Here is a 25,197-nt window from a genome sequence, read left to right on the forward strand (position 1 = left end):
TTTATCCTCCCTTGCGAGCCTCTTGGCGAAGCGGGGGAGGTGGCAGCGCAAGGCTCGCAGAGCCGGTATCGCTGACGGAGGGGGCAAAACTAGCGGCGGCGGATTGCCCCCTCCGGCGGGACTTAGCCCGCCACCTCCCCCCGTACGCTGCGCTACAGGGGAGGAGAAGTTTTTAAGCCGCGCTGGAGCCACTCTGCGGGGCCGGGACGCTGAGGCCCGCCGCCGTATATTCGTTCAGCTTGTTGCGCAGGGTGCGGATCGAAATGCCGAGGATGTTGGCGGCATGGGTCCGATTGCCCAGGCAGTGCGACAGGGTATCGAGGATCAGCTTCTGCTCGACCTCGGCCACCGTCGAGCCGACGAACGAACGCGCGGCGCTTTGCGCGGCCTCGGCGGCGCGGTTGACATAGTCCATGCCGATCGGGGCTACCGGGTTAAGCGGCTGGCCATCCGGCAGGCGGATCGCTTCGGCGTCGATTTCCGCACCCGTGGAGAGCAGCACGGCGCGGTGCATGGCGTTTTCCAGCTCACGCACATTGCCCGGCCACGGATGGGCCTGAAGGCGGCGCTTGGCCTCCAGCGAGATTGGCTTCAGCGCAATGGCGTTGGCTTCGGAATACTTCTTGGCAAAGTGTTCCGACAGCGCCAGGATATCGGCCGGGCGCTCACGCAGCGGCGGCAGGGCCAGGTTGATGACATTGAGACGATACAGCAGGTCTTCGCGGAAGGTGCCCTCTTTCACAGCCTGAGCGAGGTTGCGGTTGGAAGTGGCCAGCACGCGGATATTGACCGGCACCGGCTTGGCGCCGCCGACGCGATCAATGACGCGCTCCTGAAGCGCGCGCAGCAGCTTGGCCTGCAAACGCGCGTCCATTTCGGAGATTTCGTCCAGCAGCAGCGTGCCGCCATCGGCCTCCTCGAACTTGCCGATACGGCGGGCCATCGCCCCGGTGAAGGCGCCCTTTTCGTGACCGAACAGTTCCGATTCCAGCAGATTATCGGGAATGGCCGCGCAGTTGACCGAGATGAACGGCCGCTGGGCGCGCTTGCTCTTTTCGTGCAGGTAGCGCGCCATCACTTCCTTGCCGACGCCGCTTTCGCCGGTGATCAGGATGGAGGCGTCGGAGGCCGCCACCTGGTCGGCCAGTTTCAGCACGGCCTGCATGGAGGGATCGACGGTCACCAGCGGGCGCGAATCGTCCGACACGGCGGCCAGCACCGCCGCGATCAGTTCGGCATCGGGCGGCAGGGGGATGAATTCCTTCGCGCCCTGGCTGATGGCGAAGGCCGCCTTGCGCGGGTCCGGATTGACGCCGCAGGCCACGACCGTGACGAAGATGTGCTCGCGCTCGTTCGCCTCGATCAGCGACTTGATGTCGAGTTCGTAATCGACCATCAAAAGGTCCGCGCCCTGGCCTTTCAGCAGGGCGGCGGTGGCTTGCGTCGGGGTTTCGACATGGGCCACCTTGGCGCCGGTTTCCATGGCCATCTTGACCGCGACGGAGAGCTGGCCGCTCAGCTTGCCTACAACTAACAGTCTCATTGACCCGAATCCTCGCTCTTGATGATTTCCGTCATGGTCACGCCCAGACGATCATCGACCACCACCACTTCGCCACGGGCGACCAGGCGGTTATTTACATAAATATCAATGGCTTCCCCGACCTTGCGATCGAGTTCCAGCACGCTGCCCTGCCCCAGCCGCAGAAGCTGGGAGACGGACATATAGCTCTTGCCCAGCACGGCCGAGATATTGACCGGCACATCGAAGACCGGCGCCAGGTCGGCGGCCGACTTGTCGCCCTCGTCCTCCGGCCCCGGTCCGGGGATGCCGGTATCTTCAAAATCTTCCAGACCCAGATCGGCCATGACTTACTCCTTACTCATGGGTGCGGTTTTGGTGCCTAGCGGTCATCGTGATGACCGCGTGAATTATGATAGACCTCGGCTTCGAGGGCTTCGTTCAGGGCATGTTCGAGCGCCTCGAACACGGATTGCGGGTTATATTCGGCACGGCCGTCGCTCCACACTACCTCGAAGCCGCCTTTCGGCAGGCTCGGGTTGTCGCGGAACTGCACGGTGCCGGTAAAGCCGGCCAGCATGGCGGCTTCCTCGGCGGCGGATTTCAGTTCGTCGCTCGGATTGCTGGCGAAGAGTACCAGGCGCGTCGCCGGCTCAATCTCCTGGCTCAGCGCATCGAGTGCGGCGGTCAGGGGCGCTTCGGGGAAACGCTCCAGCGCCTCGGCGGCGATCTTCTGCGCGCAGACGAGCGCCAGCCGGACGGCGGCTTCCTTGTGAGCGTGGATAGCGTCGGTCAGGCCGCCAAGCCCTTGCTGCGCAGCGTCAGCGAGCGATTGCAGGGCAGCGGACTGCGCCATCTGCGCGCGGGCCAGGGCCGAGTTTTCACCGGCGGCCTGGGCCGATTTGCGGATGTCCTCGACCTCTTCGGGCGTATAGAATTTCTTCTCGCGCGGTGGCGGCGCGGAAACGATGCGGCCGCCATCGCCGAAGACGGTGCCAAACTCGAAACGCTTGTGAACGGGCTGGGTCATGCGACGGCTCCCGTCAGTAAGAAGAAGTAAGACACCCCACCACCACGCCATGAAGAATGGCGCGGTCCCCCTCCCCGACAAGTCGGGGAGGTATAAGCGTTTACGCCCTTCTTATACCTCCCCAGCTTGCTGGGGAGGGGGACCGTGAGCGAAGCGAATGGTGGTGGGGTTTCTTGCTTAAATCTTGAAGCAACAAACTTAATAAATAAGCTCATCATCGCCTCCCTGACCGGCCAGCATGATTTCGCCCTTGGCGGCGAGATCCTTGGCGACCTGCACCATGGCCATCTGCGCGGCGTCGACATCCTTGAGCCGCACCGGCCCCATCGATTCCATGTCGTCGCGCATGATCTTGGCGGCGCGTTCGGACATGTTGGACATGAACATGTCGCGCAAACTGTCCGACGATCCCTTGAGCGCCAGGGCCAGTTGGTCCTTTTCCACCGCGCGCAGCAGGGTCTGCACACCGCCCGGATCGAGCTTCGACAGGTCTTCGAAGACGAACATCAGGGCGCGGATGCGCTCGGCGGATTCGCGGTTGCGTTCTTCCAAGGCGGCCACGAAACGGCTTTCGGTCTGGCGGTCGAAATTGTTGAAGATTTCGGCCATCAGTTCGTGCGAGTCGCGCTTTGACGTGCGCGCCAGGTTGGACATGAATTCGATGCGCAGGGTCTGCTCGATCTTGTCGAGGATTTCGCGCTGCACCGGCTCCATGCGCAGCATCCGCTGCACGCATTCGAGCGCGAAATCTTCCGGCAGGGAAGACAGCACGCGCGCGGCATGATCGGCCTTGATTTTGGAGAGGACGACGGCCACGGTCTGCGGATATTCGTTCTTCAGGTAATTGGCCAGCACCGCCTCATTGACGTTGCCGAGCTTGTCCCACATGGTCCGGCCGGCGGGGCCGCGAATTTCCTCCATCAGCGCCTCGACCTTGTCGGGCGGCAGGAAGTTGGTCAGCAGGCGCTGGGTCTGCTCATACGAGCCCATAATGGTGCCCGAATTGCTCATGCCGGAGACGAATTCGACCAGCAGATCCTCGACCACATTCGACGTCACAGTGCCGAGCGACGACATGGCCTGCGAGATTTCCTTGATCTCTTCCTCATCGAGCGACTGCCACAGCGAGACATGCTCTTCGCCGAGCGCCAGCAGCACCACGGCCGCCTTTTCCACGCCGGAAAGCTTCCTGGGGTCGTCAATGATATTCTTGCGTGCGCCGAGAGCCATCCCTTATCCCTCGTGCAGCCAGGAACGCAGGATCGACACCGATTCTTCCGGATGACGATCGACGAATTCCGACACCTTCTTGACCGAGGAGGCCCGCACCTGGCCTTCGATACGCGCGATATCGATGCCCGATGCCTCATTCACCGAAGGCACCATGCCACCGCCACCGATCTGCGGGAAGCCGCTGTCGGCCGGCCCCGATACGCCCGGCACGGCACCGCCGCCGCCGGCCAACGCCATGCCGGCCGGCAGTTGCCCATCCGGGCCCGCCACCAGATAGTTGGTCGGCGCCGTAGTGATGTATTTGAGCAGCGGGCGCGCCACCAGGAACAGGGTCAAGAGGGCGACAACAAACAGCACGGCCACTTCCAGGGCGCGCATGATGTCGTTCTTGTCGAAATCGAACATCGACGCCTTGCCGCCGGTGCCGCCATTGACGTCGACATCGCCGTGGCTGAAGCGGATATTGGCCACCTGAACCTGATCGCCGCGTGTCTGGTCATAGCCGATGGCGGCCTTCACCAGGGTATCGATCTTCTGCATGTCTTCCGGCGAGCGCGCAGCATAGGCCGGCGGCGCCTTGCCATCCTTGGAAGGAGTCAGAATGCCATCCACCACGACGGCGACGGCCAGCTTCTTGATTTCTCCTGGGGCGGTAACGGACGTCGTCTTGGTGGTCGAGATTTCGTAATTGGTGGTTTCGGTCGTGCTGCCGCTCTGTTGGGTGGCGGTGGAGGCGCCGGGCTGCTGCGCACCGCCGGGGATATTGGCCGAGGCCGTCACCGCGCCGTTGCTGTTCGGGTCAGTCGTGCTGTCCTTCGACTCGGTCGTGGCGGTCGAGCGGACGACCTGGCCATCGGGGTTGTAATCGACCTTTTCCTGAGTGGTGGCGGTCTGGTCGAGATCGGCGGTGACGGTGACGCGCGCCGCGCCCGGACCGACCACGCCTTCGACGATATCGGTGATGCGCTTGCGCAGCTTGTCTTCCACCTCGTCACGGTGCGCGGCGCCCAGGCCGTTGGCCGAGTCGTCGCCGCCCGCCGCCAGCAGGTGGTTGCGGTCATCGACAATGGTGACGTCGGACGGCTTCAGGTTGGGCACGGCGGAAGCGACAAGATTGCGGATGGCGCCGACCTGTTCGGCATTGGGATTGCCGCCGGAGAGGCCCAGCACGACCGTCGCCTTGGCCTGTTCCTGCGTCTCGCTGAACAGTTCGCGCTTGGGCATGACCAGGTGAACGCGCGTCGAGGAAACGCCCTTCAGCGTATTGATGGTGCGCGACAGCTCGCCTTCGAGGGCGCGCTGGTTATCGAGGTTCTGCACAAACTCGGTCTGGCCGAGCGTGGGGGCATTGTCGAAGATTTCATAACCGACCGACGCGGCGGTGGGCAGGCCCTTCGAGGCCAGCATCATGCGCGCCGTGGCCACCTTGTCGCGGTCGACCATGATGGCCGAACCGTCACCCTTGGCGGTGTATTTGATCCCGGCCTGGTCGAGATTCTGGGTGATTTCGCCGGCTTCCTTGAGGTCGAGATTGGAATAGAGCAGGGACTGCGGCTGGGCGCTGACATGCAGGACGATGGCGGCGAGCACCGCGGCCACGCCGGCGGCGGCGCCCAGAATGGCCGTCAGCCGGCCGATACCGAACTTCTGTAAACCAGCGAAAAATGAGTCCACGCGCCAGACGCCCCATTACCAAACAGGCGGACAAACGCGTTCCCGACGCACCGACCACCGAACCAGGCAATAATTTCCCAGTGCGGGGTTAATTAGGCATTAATTTTTGATGGGAATTTTATGAATTTAATCAGCCCTATGCGCGAAAAGGCTTATTCCGCAAGGCGCTTTGCTTTTCAAAACGGAATTAACTTTTTAACACGGGCACAGGCAGGGGGCGAGTGGCAGCCGTTCAAATTCACGTTATTGGCGAAGCGGTCTTAAGCCACCGTATGCCGGACTGGCGAAACACTCCACAAAACCGTCGCCTGGTCGATCAGGGCATGGACGGGTGAGTCGGCCAGTTCCATCATCACGCCGCCGGCGGCCGCCTCGCCATCCGCCACGGACGCCCAGATCAGCATGTCGACGATCAGGCCGTCGCTGCGTTCGCAGATGCGCCGCGAATGGAAGCCGGGCTGCCGCCTGAGCCAGGCATCGACATCGGCATTGGCGGCGATGAATTCGGCGCAGGTGCCGCGGGCCAGCCGGAAACTGGTGATCTCGACCGCTTCGCTCATCACAGGCGTTCCACATGCATCACGTCCGACAGGCCGCAGAAGGTCAATGCGTTCCGGATCAGGTCGGGCGATGCCTGCGCCTCCAGCATCAGGAGAGCGCCGTCGAATTTGAGCAGGCCTAGGCAGGCCTTGATATCGGCGTCGGCTTCCGTGCAGACGATCAGGTCGAACGCGCCTTCGAGCGCGCGGTGCGTCATCGGATCATTGGTGGCGAAGTTATGATCGGCGCCCATCCACAACCGGTCGGTGGCGGATATGACCGGCGCCAGCGCACTGACCTCGGCGCCGGTAGCGCGGGCAATTCGGATGGCCATATGGGCCAGGCCATCGGTGCCATATATGGCGACGCACTTGCCGACGCCGGCCTGGCGATGGCGCAGGAGGGAATGGAAGACGTGAGGGCGGGTGGCCGCGCCGCAGGCGGTTATGGAAGCCATGTCGTATTTCCGATGTTTGCTGATAACCCAACATGCACTGGTCAGCGCATCCGGCGGTATAGCGATCCTGCAAGCCTTATGCACAATCCTGCAAAAGACGTGGATCAGCCATTTCCTGCGGACGCGGCTCTGCTATGATCGGCTTCCCACATAATATACGGTTTCCTTATGAGCCTGCCCTTTACGCCCTATCGTGAGCTTGCCGCGCTCATTGCCCGTTACGCCACGGAAGATGGCGATATCGGCACACCGATCGATGGTCTGTTCATCGGCCGCCGTTCCGCCCCCACCGAACCCTTCCACAAGGGGCAGCACGCCTGTTTCGCCCTAGTGGCGCAGGGGGCCAAGAGCGTCACGGTCGGGTCGGAGACCCACCATTACGGCGTGGGTTCGTGCATTGTGATCTCGCTCGACCTGCCGGTGATTTCCTGCGTCACTGAAGCCAGCCCGGAGGTGCCGCAACTCGGCATGGGAATGCTGATCAATGGCGATCGACTGCGCGAGGTTATCGCCCGGCTTCCGGTTCCGCATCCGGCCTTCACCACCGCCCCGGTGCGCGGTGTCGGGGTCAATCAGGCGCCCCCGGAACTGCTCGATGCCGTTTTGCGCCTGCTGCGCCTGCTCGATACGCCGGCCGATATCCCCGCCATGGCGCCGCTGATCGAGCAGGAAATCCTCTACCGCCTGCTGACCGGCCCGGATGGCCCGCGCCTGCTCAATATCGCCCGCGCCGATACGCCGGGCAACCGGATCGCCCGCGCGGTGGCCTGGCTGCGCGAACACTATGCCCGGCCCCTGCGCATCGAAGACCTGGCCGGCGACTGCGGCATGAGCGTTTCCTCGCTGCACCACCATTTCAAGGCGGTGACCGCCCTAACGCCGGTGCAATACCAGAAGCAGTTGCGCCTGCATGAGGCCCGGCGGCTGATGCTGGTGGAGGCCTGCGATGCCGGCACAGCGGGCCACCGCGTCGGTTACCTGAGCCCGTCGCAGTTCAGCCGCGAATACAGCCGGCTATATGGCTGCCCGCCGGCGCGCGATATCGAAACCCTGCGCGTGCGGGCCTAACCAGCCTTTCCAAGTTCCTGCCTGTTGATAGCGCTCCCAAAACCCGTTATCGAGAGGGAAAGCCTGCGGCGGATTTGCAAATCCAGACCACAAAAGGCGCCTATACAGTGAGGACAGATGACCACCACGCCCGATACCACCGTCACCGGTAAAGCGCACTTTGAGGTACTCGATGGTCTGCGCGGCAGCGCCGCCGTTCTGGTCGTGCTGTTTCATATCATGGGCATGACCGTTTCCTGGGCCGATACCGGTCAGTTGCTCCACCATGCCGCCCTCGCCGTTGATTTCTTCTTTGTGTTGTCCGGCTTCGTCATTGCCTTCGCCTATGATGACCGCTGGAAGACCATGACAACGCGTCAGTTCATCCTGATCCGGCTGGTGCGCCTGCATCCGCTGGTTCTGCTGGGGGCGGTGCTCGGCCTGTTGAGCTTTATTTTCGATCCCTTCGCCACCAACCAGAAGGCCATTCCGCTCGGCACGGTATTCAGCTATTTCGCCCTGATCTGCCTCCTGCTGCCGCACCCGCCCCTGCCCAACCGCTGGACCGATACCCACAGCCTGAACAGCCCCGCCTGGTCGCTCTTGCAGGAATATATCGGCAACCTGGCCTATGCCCTGGTGCTGCGCCGCCTGGGCACGAAAACACTGGGCCTGCTTGTCGTTCTGGCCGGTGCGCTGCTGGCCTGGTGCGCCTGGGACAAGAATACGCTCGATCTCGGCTCCTACTGGGAGACCCTGTGGCAGGGCACGGCGCGCATGGCCTTTTCCTTCATGATGGGCCTGTGGCTCTATCGCGTCCGCGACCGTTTCCCGAAAATCCGTCTCGGCTGGATCGCCGCGACGATCGTGCTGGTGGCCGTCTTCGCCACACCGCTGATGCCGAAGGACTTGCCCGTTTTAGGCCAACACGCCAACGGCCTCTACGAAGTCTCGATGGTGATCGTGGTTTTTCCGCTGCTGATCCTCTGCGGCGCCCATTCGCAGATCCCCGCGCTGGAAATGGCGCTGTGCAAGTTCGCCGGGCGCATCTCCTACCCGATCTATATCCTGCACTACCCGTTCCTGCTGATCTATATGAACTTTGTCACCTTCACCAAGCCGGACCTGCAAACCGCGCATATCGCCGGCGCGGCGGCCTTTGTGCTCGTTGTGACCTTCGCCTGGCTGGCGGTGAAATTCTTCGATGAACCGGTCCGCAACTGGCTGAAACCGCTGATACGAAGGGTAAAAGGTTAGACAAGGCGCCCGCTTAAACCCTATTGCGGCAAACTATCCGGCCATTGCTGCGCACCGTGAAGGACGCGCAATATGCGCACTTGATCAGATGTGACACGATAGGCGATCACATAGGGCAATTGTGCCACGACAACTTCTCTGGTTCCCGTTATGCGTCCCGGACGGCCGCTTTCCGGGAAATCAACCAGCCGCTCCGCCTGAGCTTCTATGGCGCTATCCACCTTTATTGCGGAGCGCGGGCTATCGGCTTCTATGAAGTCAAAAATACCGTTACGGTCGGCCAGGGCGAAGACAGACCATTCAAGCTTCACGCCTGGCCTTCGGCTTTGCTGAGGGCTTTTGCGCGACGAGCAGCAAAATGCGACTTGACGTCTTCGTCAGATATGGCGGGACGGGGGTCATCCAGCGCTTCCTGCACCTTGGTGCGAAACCACAGATCATGAGCCACCGCATCCACTGTCAGTCCGGCCGGCAAGGCACCTTCATTGGCGATGCGTGTCAACAGGATACGGATTGCATCGGAAACCGTCAGGCCCATGTTACCGAGAACAATGCCGGCTCGCTCTTTTACGGACGCCTCGACGCGGGTTTGTACGGGTACGGAAGCCATGTGATCCTGCCTTTGCAACGGCTTCTATTGTATTGCAATCGCATTACAATAGCCAGTCATTCTTATGAGGCAAAAGTCACCTTTACGCGCCCGATCTTTCCCTCTATAAGCCCCGCCATGTCCATGATGACCACCACAAAACCGACAATGACACCGACCCGTATGCGGGGCGGTCCTGTCGTGCTGGCGGTTTAACAGCAGACACCGGACAAAGCCCCGCGAAAACGCGGGGCCGGTCTGTATTCCACAACCATACCCCTGCGTTTCCGCCTAATTTTCAAGGAGACGTGACTTATGAAAACCCAACCCAATATCGGTATTGTCGGCGCCAGCGGTCTGGTCGGCAGCATGATGCTGGCCCTGCTGGCTGAGCGCAATTTCCCGCTGGCGAGCTTGCGCCTGTTTGCTTCCGCGCGTTCCGCCGGCAAAAGCGTGGCCTTCAAGGGCCAGGACATCGTTATCGAGGACGCCGCCACGGCAGACTTTGGCGGGCTCGATATCGTCTTCTTCTCGGCCGGCGGCTCGACCTCCAGGGCCCTGGCGCCGAAGGTGGCCGCGGCGGGCGCCATCGTGATCGACAACTCCTCGGCCTGGCGCAGCGATCCCGACGTGCCGCTGGTCGTTTCCGAGGTCAATCCCGAGGCCCTGCGCCATATCCCGAAGGGCATTGTCGCCAACCCCAACTGCACCACCATGGCCGCCATGCCGGTGCTGAAGCCCCTGCACGAGGCGGCCGGTTTGACCCGTCTCGTGGCCAGTACCTATCAGGCAGTCTCCGGCGGCGGCATCGAGGGCATCGAAATCCTGCGCGATCAGATCCTGGCTGCTGGCAAGGATATTGAAAAGCTGGCGCATGATGGCGCGGCCGTCGACATGGGCGATATCCGCAAATGGGCCGTGCCGATCGGCTTCAATGTCGTGCCGCTCAACTATGTGCTCGGCGAGGACGACTATACCGAGGAAGAACTGAAGCTGCGCGATGAAAGCCGCAAGATTTTGGGTCTGCCCGACCTGAAGGTAGCCGCCACCTGCGTGCGCGTGCCGGTCTTTACCGGTCACTCGCTGTCGATCAATGTCGAGTTCGAGCACCCCCTCTCCCCCGAAGCGGCGCTGGAACTGCTGCGCACTGCGCCGGGCGTGGAAATCGCCGATGTGCCGAACCCGCTGGCCGTGACCGGTCGTGACCCGGTGCAGGTCGGCCGTATCCGCCGCGACGCTTCAGCCGATAACGGCCTAGTGCTGTTCGTGGCTGGCGACAACCTGCGCAAAGGCGCCGCGCTCAATGCCGTGCAGATCGCCGAAGTTCTGCTGAAGCAAGGGTGACGCAAACGACAACAGCCACACCTGATCACTCAGGCGTGGCTGTCAAATCTCGTCGTACCCTGAGAGTTAGCGGTAGCTCTGGATGCGCGTGGTGCGCAGACCGGCCATACCATGGGTCTCGATGGCCTTTTGCCAACCCAGGAACTCTTCCGAGGTAATGTTGTAGCGCTCGCACGCCTCGTCGAAGGTCAGGAGACCGCCGCGCACGGCCGCCACCACCTCCGCCTTGCGGCGGATCACCCAGCGTTCCGTGCCGGCGGGCGGCAGGTCGTTGAGTGTCAGTTTTGCCCCGGTAGGACCAATCACGTATTTTTCGCCTTTGTTATCGCGGCGTTGCTCTTGAAGCATGGCGTTTTGCCTTTGTTACCATCACATGAGAGCATCCTACACGACCTCCTTAAATATCCGCTTAATTGCCATGGTAAATATGGCGTAAAATTTGCGGTAAGGTATCGTTAATACTCTGTTTAGTATGTGTTAAGGCTTCAATTTCAAGATTAACGCGTATTAATCGTTTTTATACACATAAGTATAGAGTGAAAAGAGCGATTAAAACTTCAATAACCGCTCTACAATTCAGTTAGCGCTTGATGCTCAGCAGTTCCTGGAGCATGTCGTCGGCCGTGGTGACGATCTTCGAGGCCGCCGAATAGGCGCGCTGGGTCGTGATCAGACCGGTGAATTCCTGCGCGATATCAACGGTCGAGGCTTCCAGGGTATCGGCGTCAATACTGCCGGCGCCATTGGTGCTCGGCACCTTCAGCGAATAGGCGCCCGAGTCGGTCGAGACCTTGTAGGCATTGCCGCTGACTCCCGTCAGGCCATTGGGATTGAGGAAGGTGGCCAGCGCGATCTGGGCCAGGGTCTTGGTGTGGCCGTTATTATAGATGGCCGTCACCAGGCCGTCCTTGCCGATCTCGACATTGGACAGCGAACCGAATTCCGTGCCGTCGGCCGTGATCGACTTGGTGGTGGTGTCGCTGGCGACCTGGGTAATGCTGCTGAGCCCCGAGGTGCCGAAGCCCATATCGATGGACTGACCGGCGGCCCCCACATTGGAATTCCAGTAGGCGCCATCCGCCGGCGGCGCGGCGGCATCGGCCGAAGCGCCAATGGTAAAGCCGCCGCTCAGTATGGCCGGCAGGGTGCCGCCATAATCCGTCGGATCGGTGGATAGGTTGCCATTGGCATCGAAATAGAGCGAGCCTATGTCGATCTGGTGCAAGCCGTTGTCCGTGCCGCCGACAGAACTGGTGACATCGGGAGACGAGACTTCATAATACCATTGCGTCTTGCCGGTCGTGGAATCGATGTTCCCCTTCAGCAGCGAAATGGTAATCGTGTGCTCCTGGCCCAGCGAATCCGAGATGCTGGCCGAGATGGTGGCGTCGGGCTTGGTGCCGGTGTTCGCGGTCGAACTGTAGGTCGACATGGCCGTGGTGGCGTCGAGCGTGCTGTTGGTGATGGCATCGGCATAGGTGCCGGTGCCGAAGGTCGTGGAATCGTTGGGATCAGGATTGACCGCCGTAGACACCGTGGTCTTCGAATTCAGGTTGGCTTTGAAGTTGACGTTCGTCGTGGCGGCTGGCTTGTTGGCCAGATCGCTGACATTGATCGGCGCCAGCAGGTTGGCATCGGTGGCCGAGGTGGTGATGGTGCCGGTGGAATCGGCTGGCCAGCCTTGCAGATAGAAGCCGCCGGAATTGACGAGGTTGCCTTCCGTATCGGTCGAGAAGGTGCCGTCGCGCGTAAATAGCAGCGAACTGGAGGAACTCACCGTGCCGGCCTGATCCGAGACGACGAAGAAGCCCTGACCGTTGACGCCCAGGCTGTAGCCGGAGGTATCGCTGTTCAGCTCGCCTTGGGTGGTATTGGTCTGGCGATTGACCGAGACCACGCCGCCCGACGTATAGGAGTGCTTGTTGCTGGTGCCGCTGACCAGATCGGTGAAGCTCGTGGTGACGCGCTTGTAGCCGGTGGTGTTCGAGTTGGCGATATTGTTCGAGATGGTGGCAAGAGCCGTGGCGTTCGCGGCGAGCGCGGTAACCCCGGATTGCATGGCGCTGTTGATACTCATGTGTGGAACTCCCGGAAAACGGTGTGAAGCAGGGTTAAAATCAGGAAACGCTGGTGATGCTGTCGAGCGAAACGGATGAATTGCCGATCTTGAGGACGGTGCTGCCGTTCTCTGTCTGGGCGGAGGTAACGATGCCGGTCAGGCCGGCCGAGGCATCGATGGCGCCGTCGGCATTGGCGGCGGAGACGCTGAGCGTGTACTTGCCCGCGCCCACCGCATTGCCGGAACTGTCCTTGCCGTCCCAGGCGAAGCTGTGCGTGCCGGCGGTCAGGTCATCGGCGGAATCGGACCAGACGGTCTTGCCGTCGGCATCCTTGATGGTCAGGGTGGCCGACGTGGCCGTGGACCCAAGCGTGTAGTTCCAGGTGGCCGACCCGCCATCGGTGAGCGTGGCGGTCGGCTCGTCGCTGCCGATGGTCTTGCCGATATAGTTGACGGCTGAGGTCATGGAGCCGGAGGCGCCGGAGGCATTGGCGATGGTCTCCAGATAGCCGTTGGCCTTGATCTGTTGCTCGACCGAGGAATACTGCACCAACTGGTTGGTCCACTCGGTCGTATCCATCGGCGACAGCGGATCCTGGTTCTTTACCTGCGCCGTCAGCAGGTTGAGGAAGGTGGTGTAGTCGGTGCTGAACTTCGAGGAATCCGCCGCGGTATTCGAGGTGGGATTGCTGGCGGAATTGGTGTTGGCGACGCTGGTGACCATGGGGGGCTTCCTAGACGCTGAGATCGAGCGCGAGACGCGATGAGGATTGACGGTAATTCAGGCGGGCGGCGGCCGGATCGATAGCGCCATTGAGGGCATCTAGGTCGGCATCAACCTGATCGGCGGCGGCCTGGTTGCGCGCCATCTGGGCCAGATGCTGGCTGTTCGGACGGTTCTGGCCCTGCTGGCTATCCGCCTGAGTGAAAGTGTTTTGCTGCTGTGGCGAACCGCCGGCAGAGCCCCCCCCGGAAGACGAATCATCCGCGCTGCGGGCACTGGCATTGACCGTATGCGCCTGCGCCTGAACCACCGCATCGGTCTTCTGGCGCGTCGAGAAGCTCAAGGCGTCGTCGGAGAGTTGCAGGCCGGTATCGCGTAGTTGCTGGCGCAGCTCGGTTTCGTGGGCGCTGAAGGTGGCGGCAGTGACGTCGGAATCGAAGGTCATATGCGCCGTCATCCGGCCGTCACGGCCGATGCTGAGCGCTACGTCGACCTTGCCTAGATCGGCCGGATGCAACTCCATGGTGAACTTCGTCGCGCCCTCGGCATGGCGGCGGTTGATCTGCACGCTCAGGGCATTGAGGTTATCGACGGCGGTCTGCGACATCAGGCTGGTGGCCGGCGCCTGTGGCGTGGCGGCGGGCGTGTAGCCGGTTGTATCGTTAGACACCGGCGTACTGGCCAGTGAGAAACCGGACGGCGCGGCGGCGACCGGCGGGGGAGCCGGCTCGCTGCTGTTCTCTACCGGGAGGCTGGCGGGCTTGCGAGCGGTCGCCTGGACCTGGTTTTGAACTTGGGCGGCCTTGGCCTGAGATGCCTGAACCTGAGGCGCCTGAGTCTGAGATGTCTGCTGAAATACCTGAACCGGCGCGGCCTGAACCGGCGCAGAGCGCGTTTGCGCCGCCTGCGTCGACGCGGCGTCATTTGCGGCTACAGGGGCAGACGTTTCAGTGCGCGCAGCCGCAATGGCGGGAGCGCCCGCCGACGAGGCGATGACCGCTGGCGCCTGCGCCTTTGCAAAGGGCGCGGCGGTTTGCGGCACCGCAGTCATCAGAGCGGCAAATTTCGGCTGGGCGGCGGCCTCTGGCTTATTGTCGGCGGTATCGGCATCAGCGGCATCGGCTTGATTTTGCGGCGCGGGCGCTTGTGGAGCGGCCGGGGCTTGCTTGCCAATTGGTGCAGGCGTGACCTTGTCATCGCCGGCGGCGATAACGGGCTGAGTGGCGGGCGCGCTGGCGGGCTGAATGGCAGGTGGCGTCACAGATGCCACGACCGGCGCAATCACGGCAAGGCTGGCCTCATCCGGCGTAACGTCAGTGGCGTCATCGGCCTTGACGGCTGTCTTGCCGGTTTCGGCATCCGCCGTTTTGCTTTTGCCAGGTTTCGCCTCGGCCGTTTTGATGACCGGCGCAGTGACGACCGGTGTTTCGATCAGAACGGGTGTCTGGGCAACCGGCACGGCGGCCTTCAGCGTCTGCGCCTGAGCAGCGAGGGCTTGCGGGGTCACGACCGCCGCCTCGGTCACCTGGACCTGTGCCACCTCGGCTTGAGGCGCCTGAGTTTGAGGCACCTCAGCCTTTGTCACCATCGCGACGGGCATTTCGGTCACTGGCGCTTCGGCGTGCAGCACCGGCTTTGGCGTTGCCGTTTTTGACGTCACTGGCTGGGCGTCAGGCAAGGCCGGCGCGGCTTCGGCCGCGACAGCCGGGGCCAAAACCGGAGCCAGAATCGTGTCCGGAATTTGGGGCTGAACCGTTTGCGTCATGGCCTCAGGCACAGTCACAGCCGCAACCGCCGCCGGCGTGGCGGCCTGGGCAGTTTCCACCACCGGCACCTGCGCCTGCAACCGGGTCGCGGTGACCGGCAGGGCCGGGACATCGCCAGTCGCCATCACGGGCACAACGACCGGATTGACGGCGGACGGCACGGCGACCGGCGGCAGGCCGTTAGGCAGCCCGGATGCCGCCCCCTTTGCGGTCGGCGCGGCGTTCAGACCCGCCAGGAGGCTGGCGAAATCAGCGGCGGTGGTGGCGGCTGCAAGGCTCCCCGCCGTGTTTCCAGCCAGATTTGTAGTTTGCGGCGCAGCCGTATCCCCGCCGGTGGATACACCGGACGCCGCCATCGGCAGGAAGGGGAAATCGAACAGCGCAGGCATTCGGGTATCCGCGAGAACATCGGGAACGGCCGGTCGCATCTTGCGGCAGGCGGTCGGGGGCGAAGTCAACGCATTTTGCGCATCTGATCCGAAAAGCCCCTGCAAACGCCGGGCCAGTCATTAACCAATTGATTTAACTAAAATTATGCCCTTTTCAGCAGACCCGAAGGGGTGGTCTTTGCCGATATCTGAGGTCAAATTTGCCTAGAGCGGCGGCGTTTTTCGCCGGGCGCCGGCCCTCCATCAGGCGACATCACCGACGCCGCCCCCGCCCCCCTCACGCGCAGGCGCGCGATATGATGACCCCGCGCGCGGGTGCGTACCTTGACGACAGGCTATGCTGGCACAGGACTTGAAACTGTTAATGCAGATAACCGCCACCCTCGCCACCAACGAAATGCTAAGTTTATGAAAACAAAACGTTTTTTAAAATTAAGCCATAAAAGCCCCCGGTCATTTTTGCCGGGTCAGGTGCAGGGTTTGCCTATGAACGCCCGCCGGGAGCCCGCCGCATGTCACTAGGTTCGATCATGAACATCGGCGTTTCGGGGCTGATGACCGCGCAGGACCAATTGCACGTCGTCTCCGACAATATCGCCAATCTCAACACGCCGGGCTATATCCGCAAGGTTTCGCATCAGACCAGCGTGGTCACCGCCGGCGTCGGCATGGGCGTGCAGTCGGGCCAGGTCACTCTGGCCGCCGACAAATTCCTCCAGGCGGCCACCCTGAAGGCCAGCTCGATCTCGGCCCAGTCCGACACGTCCTACGAACTGCTCGACCAGATGCAGGCGCAGTTCGGCGATATCACCGACACCAACAACCTGTTCGGCCAGGCCAGTTCCGTCCTGTCCTCGATGGCCCAGCTCGGCGAAGATCCGACCTCCAGCGCCAGCCGTCAGGAAGCGATCAGCTATGTGTCGGGCTTCCTGTCCGAAGCCGGCCGGATTTCGACCAAGATCCAGACCATCCGCGGCGATGCCGATACCCGCATCGCCAGCGCCGTGACCTCGGTCAACGACCTGCTGGTCAGCATCCGCGATCTCAATGGCTCGATTTCGGGCGCCGCCGTTTCCGGCACCGACACCACCGGCGCCCAGACCACGCAGATGAGCTATATCGACCAGTTGTCGAAACTGGTCGATGTCCGCGTCACCCAGGAAGCCAATGGCGGCGTTACCCTGCGCACACAGTCCGGCACGGTGCTGGTTTCCGGCGCCAGTGCCGCCACCCTGGCCTATACGCCGGCCACCAGTGTCGACGCCTCCACCAGCTTCGGCCCGATTACCCTCACCGGCGTCAATAACGAAACCCGCGACTTCGCCGACAGTCTGGCTTCAGGCGAGATCAAGGGCTTGCTCGACATCCGCGACAAGACCTCGGTGGCGATCAACGATCAGCTCAACGAGTATGTCACCCAGTTCAGCAACCAGCTCAATGCCGCGCACAATGCCTCCAGCGCCGTGCCCGCCCCCACCTCGCTCACCGGCAAGAATACCAGCCTGACCGAGGAAGAGGCCATTACCGGCTTCCAGGGCGAGACCAATATCGTCACGCTCGATTCATCGGGCAATATCACCCACAAGATGACTCTGACCTTCGATACCGACGGCAGCGGCAATGGCAGCTACCTGATGGATGGCGTGGCTGGCACCTTCTCGGCGTCCAGCTTCGTCAGCGACATCAATGCCGGTCTGGGCGGGGCGGCGACGCTCGACTTCACCAACGGCAAGATGAGCCTGACCTCCGGCGGCACGGATGGCGTGGCCGTCGTCGATTCCCCGGCGAATACGGCCACCAGCACCACGCCTTCCAACAAGCTGGGTCAGGGCTTTTCGCAATTCTTCGGCCTGAATGACCTGGTCACCTCGGACGTCCCGACCAATTTCAAGACCGGCCTGACCGGCAGCAGCGCCCACGGCTTCACGGCGGGCGACACGATCAGCTTCGCCATCAAGTCGGCCACCGGCGCCACCGTCGCCAATGTCAAGTATGCCATTCCGGCCGGCGCCACCACCATGACCGACCTGGTCACCGGCGCGGGCGGGCTGAACGACACCACCACCGGGCTCGGCCGCTACGGCGCCTTCGCGCTCGACGGCAATGGCCAGCTCACCTTTACCGGCTTCGGCAATCCGGCCAACACCCTGGGCGTTACCAGCGACACCACCTCACGCAACGGCACGGGCGCCTCCTTCACCCAGTTCTTCGGCCTGGCTGACAGCGCCGGCAATGCGGCGAACCATCTCACTGTCGCCACGCGCATCGAAAACAATGTCGCCAATCTCTCCCTGGCTCAGGTCAATCTGAACGCCGCCACCGGCGTCAGTGCCCTGGCCGGCGGTGATGGCGCTGGCGGCCTGGCCATGGCGGCCATCGGCACCCAGTCCACCACCTTCAACGCGGCCGGCCTGAATGCCGGCGGCACCTCGACTCTTGAGCGCTACGGCTCCGATCTGGCGGGCCAGGTCGGCAATCTGGCCGCCACCGCCAAGACCACCAAGGAAAGCAATGCCTCCCTGCTCGATGAGGCGACCTCGCGCCGCTCCAGCCAGGAAGGCGTCAATCTCGATGAGGAACTCATCCATCTCACCACGTACCAGCAGGCTTACAGCGCCGCCGGCCGCCTCGTCCAGGCCGCCAAGGACATGTATGACGTCCTGCTGAACATGATGTAAGGCCGAAAACATGCGTATTTCGACATCCGAATCCTGGTCCAACGCCCTCAATAACCTCATGAGCGCACAGACCCGCCAGCAGACCGCCAATGACCAGGTCGCCACCCAGAAGGTGGCCACCGACCTGGGCGGCTATGGCCGCACCTCGGAAATCATCGCCTCGTATCAGTCGTCCCTGTCGCGCACCAATGCCTATCTCGACGTGACCCAGACCGTGGCCGACCGCCTGAACAGCCAGGACCTGGCCATCACCACCACGAGCGACGCCGTCTCTTCCGCCAAGGATTCGATCATGAGTTCGCTGGCCAATGGCACCGGCACCACCCTGATGCTCGACATGCAGGGCAGTTTTTCGGCGGCACTCTCCGGCCTGAACTATCGTCACAATGGCCAGTATCTTTTCAACGGCGGCAATGACAATGCCGCGCCGGTCTCGATCACCAGCATGTCGCAACTGGCCGGCGTCACCTCGTCCGACGATGTCTTCACCAACGGCACGGTCAAGAAAAGCTCGCAGATCGATGCCGGCACCACCATCCAGACCGGCATGCTGGCCTCCGAACTGGGCAGCAAGCTGATGAGCCTCTACAAGGAGGTGCAGGACTATAATGACGACCCGACGACCGGCCCCTTCGGCGACCAACTCACCGACGCGCAGAAGGACTTCCTGACCACCAAGTCGCAGGAATTCGGCAAGCTCTATGATGACATGCTGCAACAGGGCGCGCTCAACGGCACCATGCAGAAGCGGGTCGAAAACACGCAGACCTCCCTGCAGGGCCAGGCGGATTCGCTGTCGCAACTGGTCGATAAGCGCACCTCGGTCGATATGGCCGAAGCCTATTCCAACCTGCAACAGGCGCAGGTGGCCGTCCAGGCCTCGGCCCAGGTGCTGGCCAACCTCAACTCGACCAGCCTGCTCAACCTACTGAAATAACCCGCTTAAATCAGGCGCTGGCCATCCGCATCGATCATCAGTTGCCCGTCTTCCTTGGCGAAAGGCCCTGGCGGATAGCGGTCAGTCAGGTCGAGCACTAACTCCGAGGGGCGGCACAGTTTCACGCCGCGATCGGTGACAACGAAAGGCCGGTTGACCAGGACCGGCGTTTCCAGCATGGCGGCAAGGATCGTCTCGTCGCTGACGCCATCTTCCAGCAGACCCAGTTCCTTAGCCGGCGACTTGGTTTCACGCAGCGCCTGACGCGGCGTGAGGCCGGAGACGGTCAGCAGGGTGAGGAGCAATTCGCGCGTCCATCCGGTTTTCAGGTATTCGAAAACCTCCGGCCGGTAGCCGGCGGCTTCCAGCACGGCCAGCACATTGCGCGAGGTGCCGCAGTCGGGATTGTGGAAAATGATCGGGGTCATGCGGATTTCTCGTGTGCGGGTTTCAGGAACCAGGTGCAGACGGCCAGGGCCAGCAGGGCGCCGGAGATCTGCGCCAGGACAAAGGCGGGCGCATCTGCCGGGCGGATGCCGGCGAAGGTGTCGGAAAGGCTGCGCGCAATCGTCACGGCCGGATTGGCGAAGGAGGTCGAGGCGGTGAACCAGTAGGCGCCCGTGATATAGAGCCCCACCGCCACCGGCACGAAATCCCGGCGCGCCTGATGCGTGGCGAAAATGGTCAGGATCAGGCCGAAGGTCGCCACCCCTTCCGACAGGGCCTGTGCCGGACCAGCGCGGACCTTCTGCGAAAGCTGAAGAATGGCCTCGCCGAACATGGCGTGTGCCAGCCAGACCCCGGCGACGGCGCCGATGATCTGGGCCACGACAAAGGCCAGGGCCGGCAGGGCTTTTATCTCGCGCCGCAGGGCGATGATCAGCGTCACCGCAGGATTGAAATGCGCGCCGGATATGGGCCCCAGCATGGTGATCAGCACCACCAGCATGGCGCCGGTCGCCAGCGTGTTGCCGAGCAGGGCAATGGCGTCATTGCCGCCCGCCAGTCTCTGCGCCATGATGCCGGAGCCGACAACCGTGGCCAGCAGGAAACCCGTGCCGATACATTCAGAAAACAGGCGGCGTTTCAAATCCGGCACAATCAGCATCCGCAGGCCAGTTTGTCGATCACGGGCTGGCAAAGCGCCTTACGGCCGCCACAGCAGTCTTCGAGCAGGAAGGCCAGCAGGCCCTTCACGCCCTCCATATCGGCAAAATAGCGGATCGCCCGGCCTTCGCGCACAGGGCGGATCAAGCCGGCCTGGGTGAGGATCGCCAGATTGGCCGACATGGTGTTCTGCCGCACACTCAGCGCCTCACCGATTTCACCGGCCAACATGCCTTCCGGCCCCGCCTGAATCAGCAGGCGAAAGACATCGAGCCGGGTCTCCTGGCCGAGCGCGGAAAAGGCATCGAGAGCGTGTAGTTTATCCATAAATCAAGATTACATGATATATTGATTTATTCAAGATAAAATTGCCGCCACCGGATAACCCTGTTTTTATTGCGCTTTCGGGGTGGACCTTCCGGTTTCAGCGGCTATTTTAGTCATCTGCGGTTCATCTGCGCAGTTATGACGGGGGAGCCGCGCGGCCTTTAGCCACGCATCCATGAAGGGCCTTTCTGGTTAAGGCCCGTTTCTGGGAAGCATTCGCCCCATGATCAGCCTTTTGGCCAGCCTGCTTATTTCCGCCGAAGCGGCAACGATTCCGGATATCAATGCCCTTACAGGCTTTGATACCGTTGCCTGCGAAGGTGAAGGCGAGGCCCGGCAATTGCCCCGGCAGAAGGCGATCGCCCAGCTTCTGGCGCGTTACCCGATCGTTGTCGATGTCGCCGATTTCAGCGGCCCGCAAACGCCCCTGGCCCAGCGCGTGGCCAATGCTTGCCCGGATGATGCCTGTCCGGCAGACGGCAGCAGTTACGCCCGGCTGAACGCGGCGGTCGCGGCCGTGCTCGATGCCCGCGAAAACAGCCAGTTGCGCCTGAGCTGGACCGGCGACACCCCCGAACCGGCCAGCCGCCCGGAGCGCATCGCTGCCTTCTTCGACCTGTCACGCCCGACCTACACCCTGACCTGCCTGGCTGCCGCGCCCCTGCCCCCCGCGCCGGCGATCGTTGCCGACCTGCCCGAGGACAAAACGCCCGAAACGGGCCTGCGCGCCGCTATCTCGCACTGGCGCATTGCCTCGACCGTCAGCGAGACTGAAAAGGACGACTATACCAAGCGCGACCCGGCCCGCCTGACCTATACCGACAATGCCGCCGATGCCGCGGCCGTCATTTCCGCCAAGGGCACCATCGCTGCGCCGGCCATCGTCACCTGGGGCGACCAGACGGTGGCGACACAGGGCTTCGGCGATATCCGCCCCTTCACCAGCTATGAACGCATTTCCAATATTAACGTCGCCAATGAGGTCAATAATCTCGATCTCGGCCTGCGCGGCCATTTCCGCTTCGCCCGCAATGACGGCAAGGAAGCCTATATCGGCGGCCTGACCGCGGCCTATGAAACCGACGACCGGCTGGAATCGGCCCTCACCCGCTTTGAAGCGTCGCTCACCCTGCCGGTCAAGACGTGGCTGGATGCCAGCCTGCCGGGCTTAAGTTCAGCCGGAAACGACGCCCAGTGCGTCATCTGCCAGACCACCAGCATGACCCTGGTGACGGACTATGTCGATGTCAGCGATCCGGGCGCCAAGGCGGCCCTCATCGACCTGCCGCAATATGCCCGCGCCGGCTTCGACGCCCAGTGGGATGTCCGGCTCAATCGCGGGCCTGACAAGCCCAGCTTCGGCTTCAACCTGCAATACAACCGCCGCCAGGATCTGAGTAACCAGGGCGCCACCGCCGACCGCCTGATCTCGCGCGCCGCCTATTACCCCACGCCGCAGAGCCACTATGTCTTCGGCCTGGAATATGACAAGGGCAAGGACCTGACCTCGCTGACTGGCATCGACCGCTGGATGTTCACCTGGGGCTATAGGCAATAAGTTTTCGGCGATACCCTAGCAATTTACTCGGTTTTCCCTTATTTAGCGGCGCATGACCGTCTGTGCTGTTCCGCTTATCCAATCGGCCGATCTCGATGCCGCCATCGCCGCCACCCGTCTGAGCGTCGGGCTGCCGGAGGGATCGCGCGTGGTCGCCGCCATGTCGGGCGGGGTGGATTCCACCGTGGTCGCCGCCCTGCTGCATCAGGCCGGCTATGAGGTCATCGGCGTCACCCTCCAGCTTTACGACCACGGCGCAGCCCTGAAAAAGACGGGCGCCTGCTGCGCCGGCCAGGACATCCACGACGCCCGCATGGCGGCCGAAAAGATCGGCATTCCGCACTATGTGCTCGATTACGAAAGTCGGTTCCGCGACAGTGTGATCGAGGAATTTGCCGACAGCTACCTGCGCGGCGAAACACCGGTGCCGTGCATCCGCTGCAACCAATCGGTCAAGTTCCACGACCTGCTCGATGTCGCCCGCGATCTGGGCGCCGAGGCCATGGCCACCGGCCACTATGTCGAACGTTCCGTAGACGGACAATTGCGCCGCGCCGCCGATCAATCGCGCGACCAGAGCTATTTCCTCTTCGCCACCACGCGCGAACAGCTCGATTTTCTGCGCTTTCCGCTGGCCGGCATCCCCAAGCCGCAAGTGCGCGATATCGCCCAGCAACTCGGCCTGAAAATCGCCCACAAGCCCGACAGCCAGGACATCTGTTTCGTTCCCGAAGGCAAGTACACGACTCTGATCGACAAACTGCGCCCGCAAGGCCGCGAAAAGGGCGATATCCGCCATATCGACGGCCGCGTACTGGGCCGTCATGACGGCATCACCGGCTACACCATCGGCCAGCGCCGGGGGCTGAATATCGCCGTCGGCGAGCCCCTGTTCGTCACCCGCATCGATCCGGACGAAAAGGCGATCATTGTCGGCCCACGCGAGGCCCTGCTGACCCGCGCCCTGACGCTGAAAGAAACCAACTGGCTGGGCGATGAGGCCGATCTCATGGTGGCCGCCACGGCGCAAAAGCCGGTTCTGGCGCGCGTGCGCTCCACCCGCCCGCCGGTGCCGGCGCGTTTGATCGCCAGTGACACCGGCATTGAGGTCGAGTTCGACGGCGCCGAGGAAGGCGTGGCCCCCGGCCAGGCCTGCGTGCTCTATGATCCCGCCGATGACGGCCGGGTATTGGGCGGCGGCTTTATATCGAGCACCCGCGCGGCCATTTAGTCCACGCTGGCGCTGTACCAGTCGCCGCGCCCGGTGACCTCGACCGGCATCCCGAAAAGCTCGGTCAGGTGCGCGCTGTCGAGCAGGTCGGCTTTGCCGCCTTCGTGCAATACCCTTCCATCGCGCAGCATGACGATATGACCGATCTCCGGCAGGATTTCCTCGATATGATGGGTGACCATGATCAGGGTGGTATTGGCGGCCAGGCGGCGCAGGGATTCCAGGAAGACCCGCCGCGACGCCGGATCGAGCCCGGCGCACGGTTCATCGAGCAGCAGGGCTTTCGGCCTGTGAACCAGCGCCCGCGCGATCAGCACGCGCCTGGCCTCGCCAGTGGAAAGCGTCGACATGTCGCGGCCCACCAGATGATCCGCGCCGGTCTGAATCAGGGCCTCCCGGCTGCGCACCCGCATCTCTTCGGTGACGGCGTGCTGCTTCCACAGGCCGCGCGCCGCGAAGAAACCGGAGACGACGCAGTCAAAAACCTCCAGCGGCGGATGGGCGTCGAAATCGAGCTGCATAGAAGACGACACGATCCCGATCAGGCCGCGCAGTTCGGTGACGTTCCAGCGCGTTTGACCGAAAATCTCTACATGGCCGCCCGCCAGCGGATAGAGCTGGCGCGTAATCAGCTTGACCAGGGTGGACTTGCCGGAGCCGTTCGGCCCCAGGATGGCGGTATGCTGGCCAGCCTTGAGCGTCAGGCTCAGGCCGTTAAGTAGATAACGTTTGCCGCGCACCACCGAGGCGTCGCGTATGGTAAGCAGAGACAGGTCGGACATGCGGCGCTCTTACAGGGCCTTTGATCGAAATACCAGTAAGGGATCAGTTTATCCGGTATGATACGGAAATAAGGGTTACGCCAGCGGATTACCGATATCGAGTTACGCCCGGTTAAGTCATCGATCATGGCGGTCGCCATGAGGGCTTCGCTCAACTTGACGCAGCAATATGAATAAGCCGCAAAAAATACGTTGCCCTCGGTCATTCATAAATGGACAATTGTATTTAATGACCTCAAATCGACGCTCTCTAAAACTAAAACATCTAATTTTAACATGGGAATTGAAATGAAGCAGGCCGTTTGTATCGATTGCTGCGCTTGGAATTATTTCTTCGATCGCGGGTTAGATTTATCTGTCGAACTGCCTAAGGAGAGATTTTCAATATTTATGCCGCGAGAAGTGGAAATCGAAATAGCGGCCATTCCAGACACGTCTAAGAACGGAACCGACAACATTCCTCTTAAAGCTTATATTTACAAGACAATCCATGCGAACCAAATTCAGACGACATCAGTTTTTGGATTTGCGACCTTAGAACCAGATGGAACGCCGTCATCGGTTCAAACATATGGTGGTTTTGGCCAAGGGACTTTTCAATCCGACAAAGGACGAGGCTGGTATGCATCGCAGGATGTGCAATCGATGCTAAACGGAAATAGTAAGCGCCCAACAGGTTTAACTCGAAATCAAGCGGATGCTGCAGTCGCATCTCATTCTTTCTATTCTATTGTTTTAACTGCCGAAGACAGGGATAAAAAAGGACCGATAAAGTTGGCCGCAAATAAAAATGGAAAAATCATATATTTAAAAGTCTTCGGAGACAGTGGCCTATCTCTGAAAAACTATATTAGCGAAAATATATTTTAAACTCGCATAGATACGTCTGCAATTTGGCCCTAGATTCGCACTTAGCATTAAGACAGCCGATCAATAGGATTTGTAA

Annotated in this window: 25 protein-coding genes; 8 read left to right on the forward strand and 17 right to left on the reverse strand. The window is 61.9% G+C overall.

Annotated features, from left to right (window positions below):
- Positions 1-172: 172 nt before the first annotated feature.
- From flbD to BLO49_RS07685, 7 genes are all read right to left on the reverse strand, one after another.
- Positions 173-1,543: a sigma-54-dependent transcriptional regulator FlbD gene (gene flbD, locus BLO49_RS07655; protein WP_090646618.1), complete on the reverse strand. Its 1,371-nt coding sequence runs from the start codon at positions 1,541-1,543 to the stop codon at positions 173-175.
- The gene (gene fliN, locus BLO49_RS07660) at positions 1,540-1,869 is read right to left on the reverse strand and encodes a flagellar motor switch protein FliN (protein ID WP_090646621.1); all 330 of its coding nucleotides are present in this window, start codon (positions 1,867-1,869) and stop codon (positions 1,540-1,542) included. Before fliN ends, flbD begins: the two co-directional genes overlap by 4 nt.
- 35 nt (positions 1,870-1,904) lie before the next feature.
- Complete coding sequence (locus BLO49_RS07665; RefSeq protein ID WP_090646623.1) at positions 1,905-2,552, reverse strand: FliH/SctL family protein; 648 nt, start codon at positions 2,550-2,552, stop codon at positions 1,905-1,907.
- A 198-nt stretch (positions 2,553-2,750) separates the two neighbouring features.
- Positions 2,751-3,782 (reverse strand): flagellar motor switch protein FliG, encoded by a 1,032-nt coding sequence (gene fliG, locus BLO49_RS07670; RefSeq protein WP_090646625.1) that lies wholly within the window; start codon positions 3,780-3,782, stop codon positions 2,751-2,753.
- A gap of 3 nt (positions 3,783-3,785) precedes the next feature.
- Positions 3,786-5,459, reverse strand: a complete 1,674-nt coding sequence (gene fliF, locus BLO49_RS07675; protein WP_090646627.1) for a flagellar basal-body MS-ring/collar protein FliF — start codon at positions 5,457-5,459, stop codon at positions 3,786-3,788.
- Between the two features lie 260 nt (positions 5,460-5,719).
- Entirely contained in the window at positions 5,720-6,019 is a 300-nt protein-coding gene (locus BLO49_RS07680; RefSeq protein WP_170828255.1) for a hypothetical protein, read from the reverse strand.
- On the reverse strand, positions 6,019-6,456 hold the full coding sequence (locus BLO49_RS07685; RefSeq protein ID WP_090646634.1) for an MDR/zinc-dependent alcohol dehydrogenase-like family protein: 438 nt from the start codon (positions 6,454-6,456) through the stop codon (positions 6,019-6,021). The genes BLO49_RS07680 and BLO49_RS07685 overlap by 1 nt, the downstream gene beginning before the upstream one ends.
- A 168-nt stretch (positions 6,457-6,624) precedes the next feature.
- Here BLO49_RS07685 and BLO49_RS07690 point away from each other — a divergent pair, with 168 nt between their 5' ends.
- On the forward strand, positions 6,625-7,524 hold the full coding sequence (locus BLO49_RS07690; RefSeq protein ID WP_090646636.1) for an AraC family transcriptional regulator: 900 nt from the start codon (positions 6,625-6,627) through the stop codon (positions 7,522-7,524).
- A gap of 117 nt (positions 7,525-7,641) precedes the next feature.
- A complete protein-coding gene (locus tag BLO49_RS07695; RefSeq protein ID WP_090646639.1) occupies positions 7,642-8,760 on the forward strand; it encodes an acyltransferase family protein in 1,119 nt (372 codons plus the stop codon).
- A gap of 20 nt (positions 8,761-8,780) precedes the next feature.
- Here the strand turns inward: BLO49_RS07695 and BLO49_RS07700 are convergent, their stop codons facing one another.
- Positions 8,781-9,071 carry a type II toxin-antitoxin system RelE/ParE family toxin gene (locus BLO49_RS07700; protein ID WP_090646641.1) on the reverse strand — a complete coding sequence of 97 codons (291 nt, stop codon included), beginning with the start codon at positions 9,069-9,071 and terminating at the stop codon, positions 8,781-8,783.
- Positions 9,068-9,370 (reverse strand): type II toxin-antitoxin system RelB/DinJ family antitoxin, encoded by a 303-nt coding sequence (locus tag BLO49_RS07705; protein ID WP_090646644.1) that lies wholly within the window; start codon positions 9,368-9,370, stop codon positions 9,068-9,070. The genes BLO49_RS07700 and BLO49_RS07705 overlap by 4 nt, the downstream gene beginning before the upstream one ends.
- 294 nt (positions 9,371-9,664) lie before the next feature.
- Here BLO49_RS07705 and BLO49_RS07710 point away from each other — a divergent pair, with 294 nt between their 5' ends.
- On the forward strand, positions 9,665-10,693 hold the full coding sequence (locus BLO49_RS07710; RefSeq protein ID WP_090646647.1) for an aspartate-semialdehyde dehydrogenase: 1,029 nt from the start codon (positions 9,665-9,667) through the stop codon (positions 10,691-10,693).
- A gap of 66 nt (positions 10,694-10,759) precedes the next feature.
- Here the strand turns inward: BLO49_RS07710 and sciP are convergent, their stop codons facing one another.
- From sciP to BLO49_RS07730, 4 genes are all read right to left on the reverse strand, one after another.
- A complete protein-coding gene (gene sciP, locus BLO49_RS07715; protein ID WP_090646652.1) occupies positions 10,760-11,041 on the reverse strand; it encodes a CtrA inhibitor SciP in 282 nt (93 codons plus the stop codon).
- A 232-nt stretch (positions 11,042-11,273) separates the two neighbouring features.
- Entirely contained in the window at positions 11,274-12,770 is a 1,497-nt protein-coding gene (locus BLO49_RS07720) for a flagellar hook protein FlgE (protein ID WP_090646655.1), read from the reverse strand.
- Between the two features lie 40 nt (positions 12,771-12,810).
- A complete protein-coding gene (locus BLO49_RS07725; RefSeq protein ID WP_090646658.1) occupies positions 12,811-13,476 on the reverse strand; it encodes a flagellar hook assembly protein FlgD in 666 nt (221 codons plus the stop codon).
- Between the two features lie 10 nt (positions 13,477-13,486).
- Positions 13,487-15,631: a flagellar hook-length control protein FliK gene (locus BLO49_RS07730; protein WP_170828256.1), complete on the reverse strand. Its 2,145-nt coding sequence runs from the start codon at positions 15,629-15,631 to the stop codon at positions 13,487-13,489.
- Between the two features lie 512 nt (positions 15,632-16,143).
- On the opposite strand from BLO49_RS07730, the gene flgK reads away from it, so the two are divergent.
- Both flgK and BLO49_RS07740 read left to right on the forward strand, forming a co-directional pair.
- Positions 16,144-18,309 carry a flagellar hook-associated protein FlgK gene (gene flgK, locus BLO49_RS07735; protein ID WP_245678934.1) on the forward strand — a complete coding sequence of 722 codons (2,166 nt, stop codon included), beginning with the start codon at positions 16,144-16,146 and terminating at the stop codon, positions 18,307-18,309.
- A gap of 10 nt (positions 18,310-18,319) precedes the next feature.
- Positions 18,320-19,246: a flagellin gene (locus BLO49_RS07740; RefSeq protein ID WP_090646663.1), complete on the forward strand. Its 927-nt coding sequence runs from the start codon at positions 18,320-18,322 to the stop codon at positions 19,244-19,246.
- A gap of 5 nt (positions 19,247-19,251) precedes the next feature.
- Here the strand turns inward: BLO49_RS07740 and BLO49_RS07745 are convergent, their stop codons facing one another.
- From BLO49_RS07745 to BLO49_RS07755, 3 genes are read right to left on the reverse strand one after another with little or no spacing between them, the layout of a single operon-like run.
- Positions 19,252-19,674, reverse strand: a complete 423-nt coding sequence (locus tag BLO49_RS07745) for an arsenate reductase family protein (RefSeq protein ID WP_090646666.1) — start codon at positions 19,672-19,674, stop codon at positions 19,252-19,254.
- Positions 19,671-20,354, reverse strand: coding sequence for an aquaporin (locus tag BLO49_RS07750; protein WP_090646669.1), 684 nt, complete (start codon positions 20,352-20,354; stop codon positions 19,671-19,673). Before BLO49_RS07750 ends, BLO49_RS07745 begins: the two co-directional genes overlap by 4 nt.
- Positions 20,348-20,680 carry an ArsR/SmtB family transcription factor gene (locus tag BLO49_RS07755; protein WP_090646671.1) on the reverse strand — a complete coding sequence of 111 codons (333 nt, stop codon included), beginning with the start codon at positions 20,678-20,680 and terminating at the stop codon, positions 20,348-20,350. The genes BLO49_RS07750 and BLO49_RS07755 overlap by 7 nt, the downstream gene beginning before the upstream one ends.
- A gap of 223 nt (positions 20,681-20,903) precedes the next feature.
- On the opposite strand from BLO49_RS07755, the gene BLO49_RS07760 reads away from it, so the two are divergent.
- Both BLO49_RS07760 and mnmA read left to right on the forward strand, forming a co-directional pair.
- A complete protein-coding gene (locus BLO49_RS07760) occupies positions 20,904-22,238 on the forward strand; it encodes a hypothetical protein (protein WP_090646674.1) in 1,335 nt (444 codons plus the stop codon).
- 52 nt (positions 22,239-22,290) lie between these two features.
- A complete protein-coding gene (gene mnmA / locus BLO49_RS07765; RefSeq protein WP_090646677.1) occupies positions 22,291-23,469 on the forward strand; it encodes a tRNA 2-thiouridine(34) synthase MnmA in 1,179 nt (392 codons plus the stop codon).
- On the opposite strand, the gene BLO49_RS07770 is transcribed toward mnmA, so the two are convergent.
- Positions 23,466-24,251 (reverse strand): ABC transporter ATP-binding protein, encoded by a 786-nt coding sequence (locus tag BLO49_RS07770; RefSeq protein WP_090646679.1) that lies wholly within the window; start codon positions 24,249-24,251, stop codon positions 23,466-23,468. The genes mnmA and BLO49_RS07770 overlap by 4 nt on opposite strands.
- Positions 24,252-24,539: 288 nt before the next feature.
- Between BLO49_RS07770 and BLO49_RS07775 the strand changes: the two genes are divergently transcribed.
- Positions 24,540-25,121 (forward strand): hypothetical protein, encoded by a 582-nt coding sequence (locus BLO49_RS07775; protein ID WP_090647342.1) that lies wholly within the window; start codon positions 24,540-24,542, stop codon positions 25,119-25,121.
- Positions 25,122-25,197 lie beyond the last annotated feature (76 nt).

The sequence above is a fragment of the Asticcacaulis taihuensis genome, assembly GCF_900100255.1.
GTDB lineage: Bacteria > Pseudomonadota > Alphaproteobacteria > Caulobacterales > Caulobacteraceae > Asticcacaulis > Asticcacaulis taihuensis.

Excerpts from the sequence above, each read along its gene's own strand:
- flbD (WP_090646618.1), bottom strand. The coding sequence starts at position 1,543 with ATGAGACTGTTAGTTGTAGGCAAGCTGAGCGGCCAGCTCTCCGTCGCG.
- fliN (WP_090646621.1), bottom strand. The coding sequence starts at position 1,869 with ATGGCCGATCTGGGTCTGGAAGATTTTGAAGATACCGGCATCCCCGGA.
- BLO49_RS07665 (WP_090646623.1), bottom strand. The coding sequence starts at position 2,552 with ATGACCCAGCCCGTTCACAAGCGTTTCGAGTTTGGCACCGTCTTCGGC.
- fliG (WP_090646625.1), bottom strand. The coding sequence starts at position 3,782 with ATGGCTCTCGGCGCACGCAAGAATATCATTGACGACCCCAGGAAGCTT.
- BLO49_RS07680 (WP_170828255.1), bottom strand. The coding sequence starts at position 6,019 with ATGAGCGAAGCGGTCGAGATCACCAGTTTCCGGCTGGCCCGCGGCACC.
- BLO49_RS07685 (WP_090646634.1), bottom strand. The coding sequence starts at position 6,456 with ATGGCTTCCATAACCGCCTGCGGCGCGGCCACCCGCCCTCACGTCTTC.
- BLO49_RS07690 (WP_090646636.1), top strand. The coding sequence starts at position 6,625 with ATGAGCCTGCCCTTTACGCCCTATCGTGAGCTTGCCGCGCTCATTGCC.
- BLO49_RS07695 (WP_090646639.1), top strand. The coding sequence starts at position 7,642 with ATGACCACCACGCCCGATACCACCGTCACCGGTAAAGCGCACTTTGAG.
- BLO49_RS07705 (WP_090646644.1), bottom strand. The coding sequence starts at position 9,370 with ATGGCTTCCGTACCCGTACAAACCCGCGTCGAGGCGTCCGTAAAAGAG.
- BLO49_RS07710 (WP_090646647.1), top strand. The coding sequence starts at position 9,665 with ATGAAAACCCAACCCAATATCGGTATTGTCGGCGCCAGCGGTCTGGTC.
- sciP (WP_090646652.1), bottom strand. The coding sequence starts at position 11,041 with ATGCTTCAAGAGCAACGCCGCGATAACAAAGGCGAAAAATACGTGATT.
- BLO49_RS07720 (WP_090646655.1), bottom strand. The coding sequence starts at position 12,770 with ATGAGTATCAACAGCGCCATGCAATCCGGGGTTACCGCGCTCGCCGCG.
- BLO49_RS07725 (WP_090646658.1), bottom strand. The coding sequence starts at position 13,476 with ATGGTCACCAGCGTCGCCAACACCAATTCCGCCAGCAATCCCACCTCG.
- BLO49_RS07730 (WP_170828256.1), bottom strand. The coding sequence starts at position 15,631 with ATGCCTGCGCTGTTCGATTTCCCCTTCCTGCCGATGGCGGCGTCCGGT.
- flgK (WP_245678934.1), top strand. The coding sequence starts at position 16,144 with ATGTCACTAGGTTCGATCATGAACATCGGCGTTTCGGGGCTGATGACC.
- BLO49_RS07740 (WP_090646663.1), top strand. The coding sequence starts at position 18,320 with ATGCGTATTTCGACATCCGAATCCTGGTCCAACGCCCTCAATAACCTC.
- BLO49_RS07745 (WP_090646666.1), bottom strand. The coding sequence starts at position 19,674 with ATGACCCCGATCATTTTCCACAATCCCGACTGCGGCACCTCGCGCAAT.
- BLO49_RS07750 (WP_090646669.1), bottom strand. The coding sequence starts at position 20,354 with ATGCTGATTGTGCCGGATTTGAAACGCCGCCTGTTTTCTGAATGTATC.
- BLO49_RS07755 (WP_090646671.1), bottom strand. The coding sequence starts at position 20,680 with ATGGATAAACTACACGCTCTCGATGCCTTTTCCGCGCTCGGCCAGGAG.
- BLO49_RS07760 (WP_090646674.1), top strand. The coding sequence starts at position 20,904 with ATGATCAGCCTTTTGGCCAGCCTGCTTATTTCCGCCGAAGCGGCAACG.
- mnmA (WP_090646677.1), top strand. The coding sequence starts at position 22,291 with ATGACCGTCTGTGCTGTTCCGCTTATCCAATCGGCCGATCTCGATGCC.
- BLO49_RS07770 (WP_090646679.1), bottom strand. The coding sequence starts at position 24,251 with ATGTCCGACCTGTCTCTGCTTACCATACGCGACGCCTCGGTGGTGCGC.
- BLO49_RS07775 (WP_090647342.1), top strand. The coding sequence starts at position 24,540 with ATGAAGCAGGCCGTTTGTATCGATTGCTGCGCTTGGAATTATTTCTTC.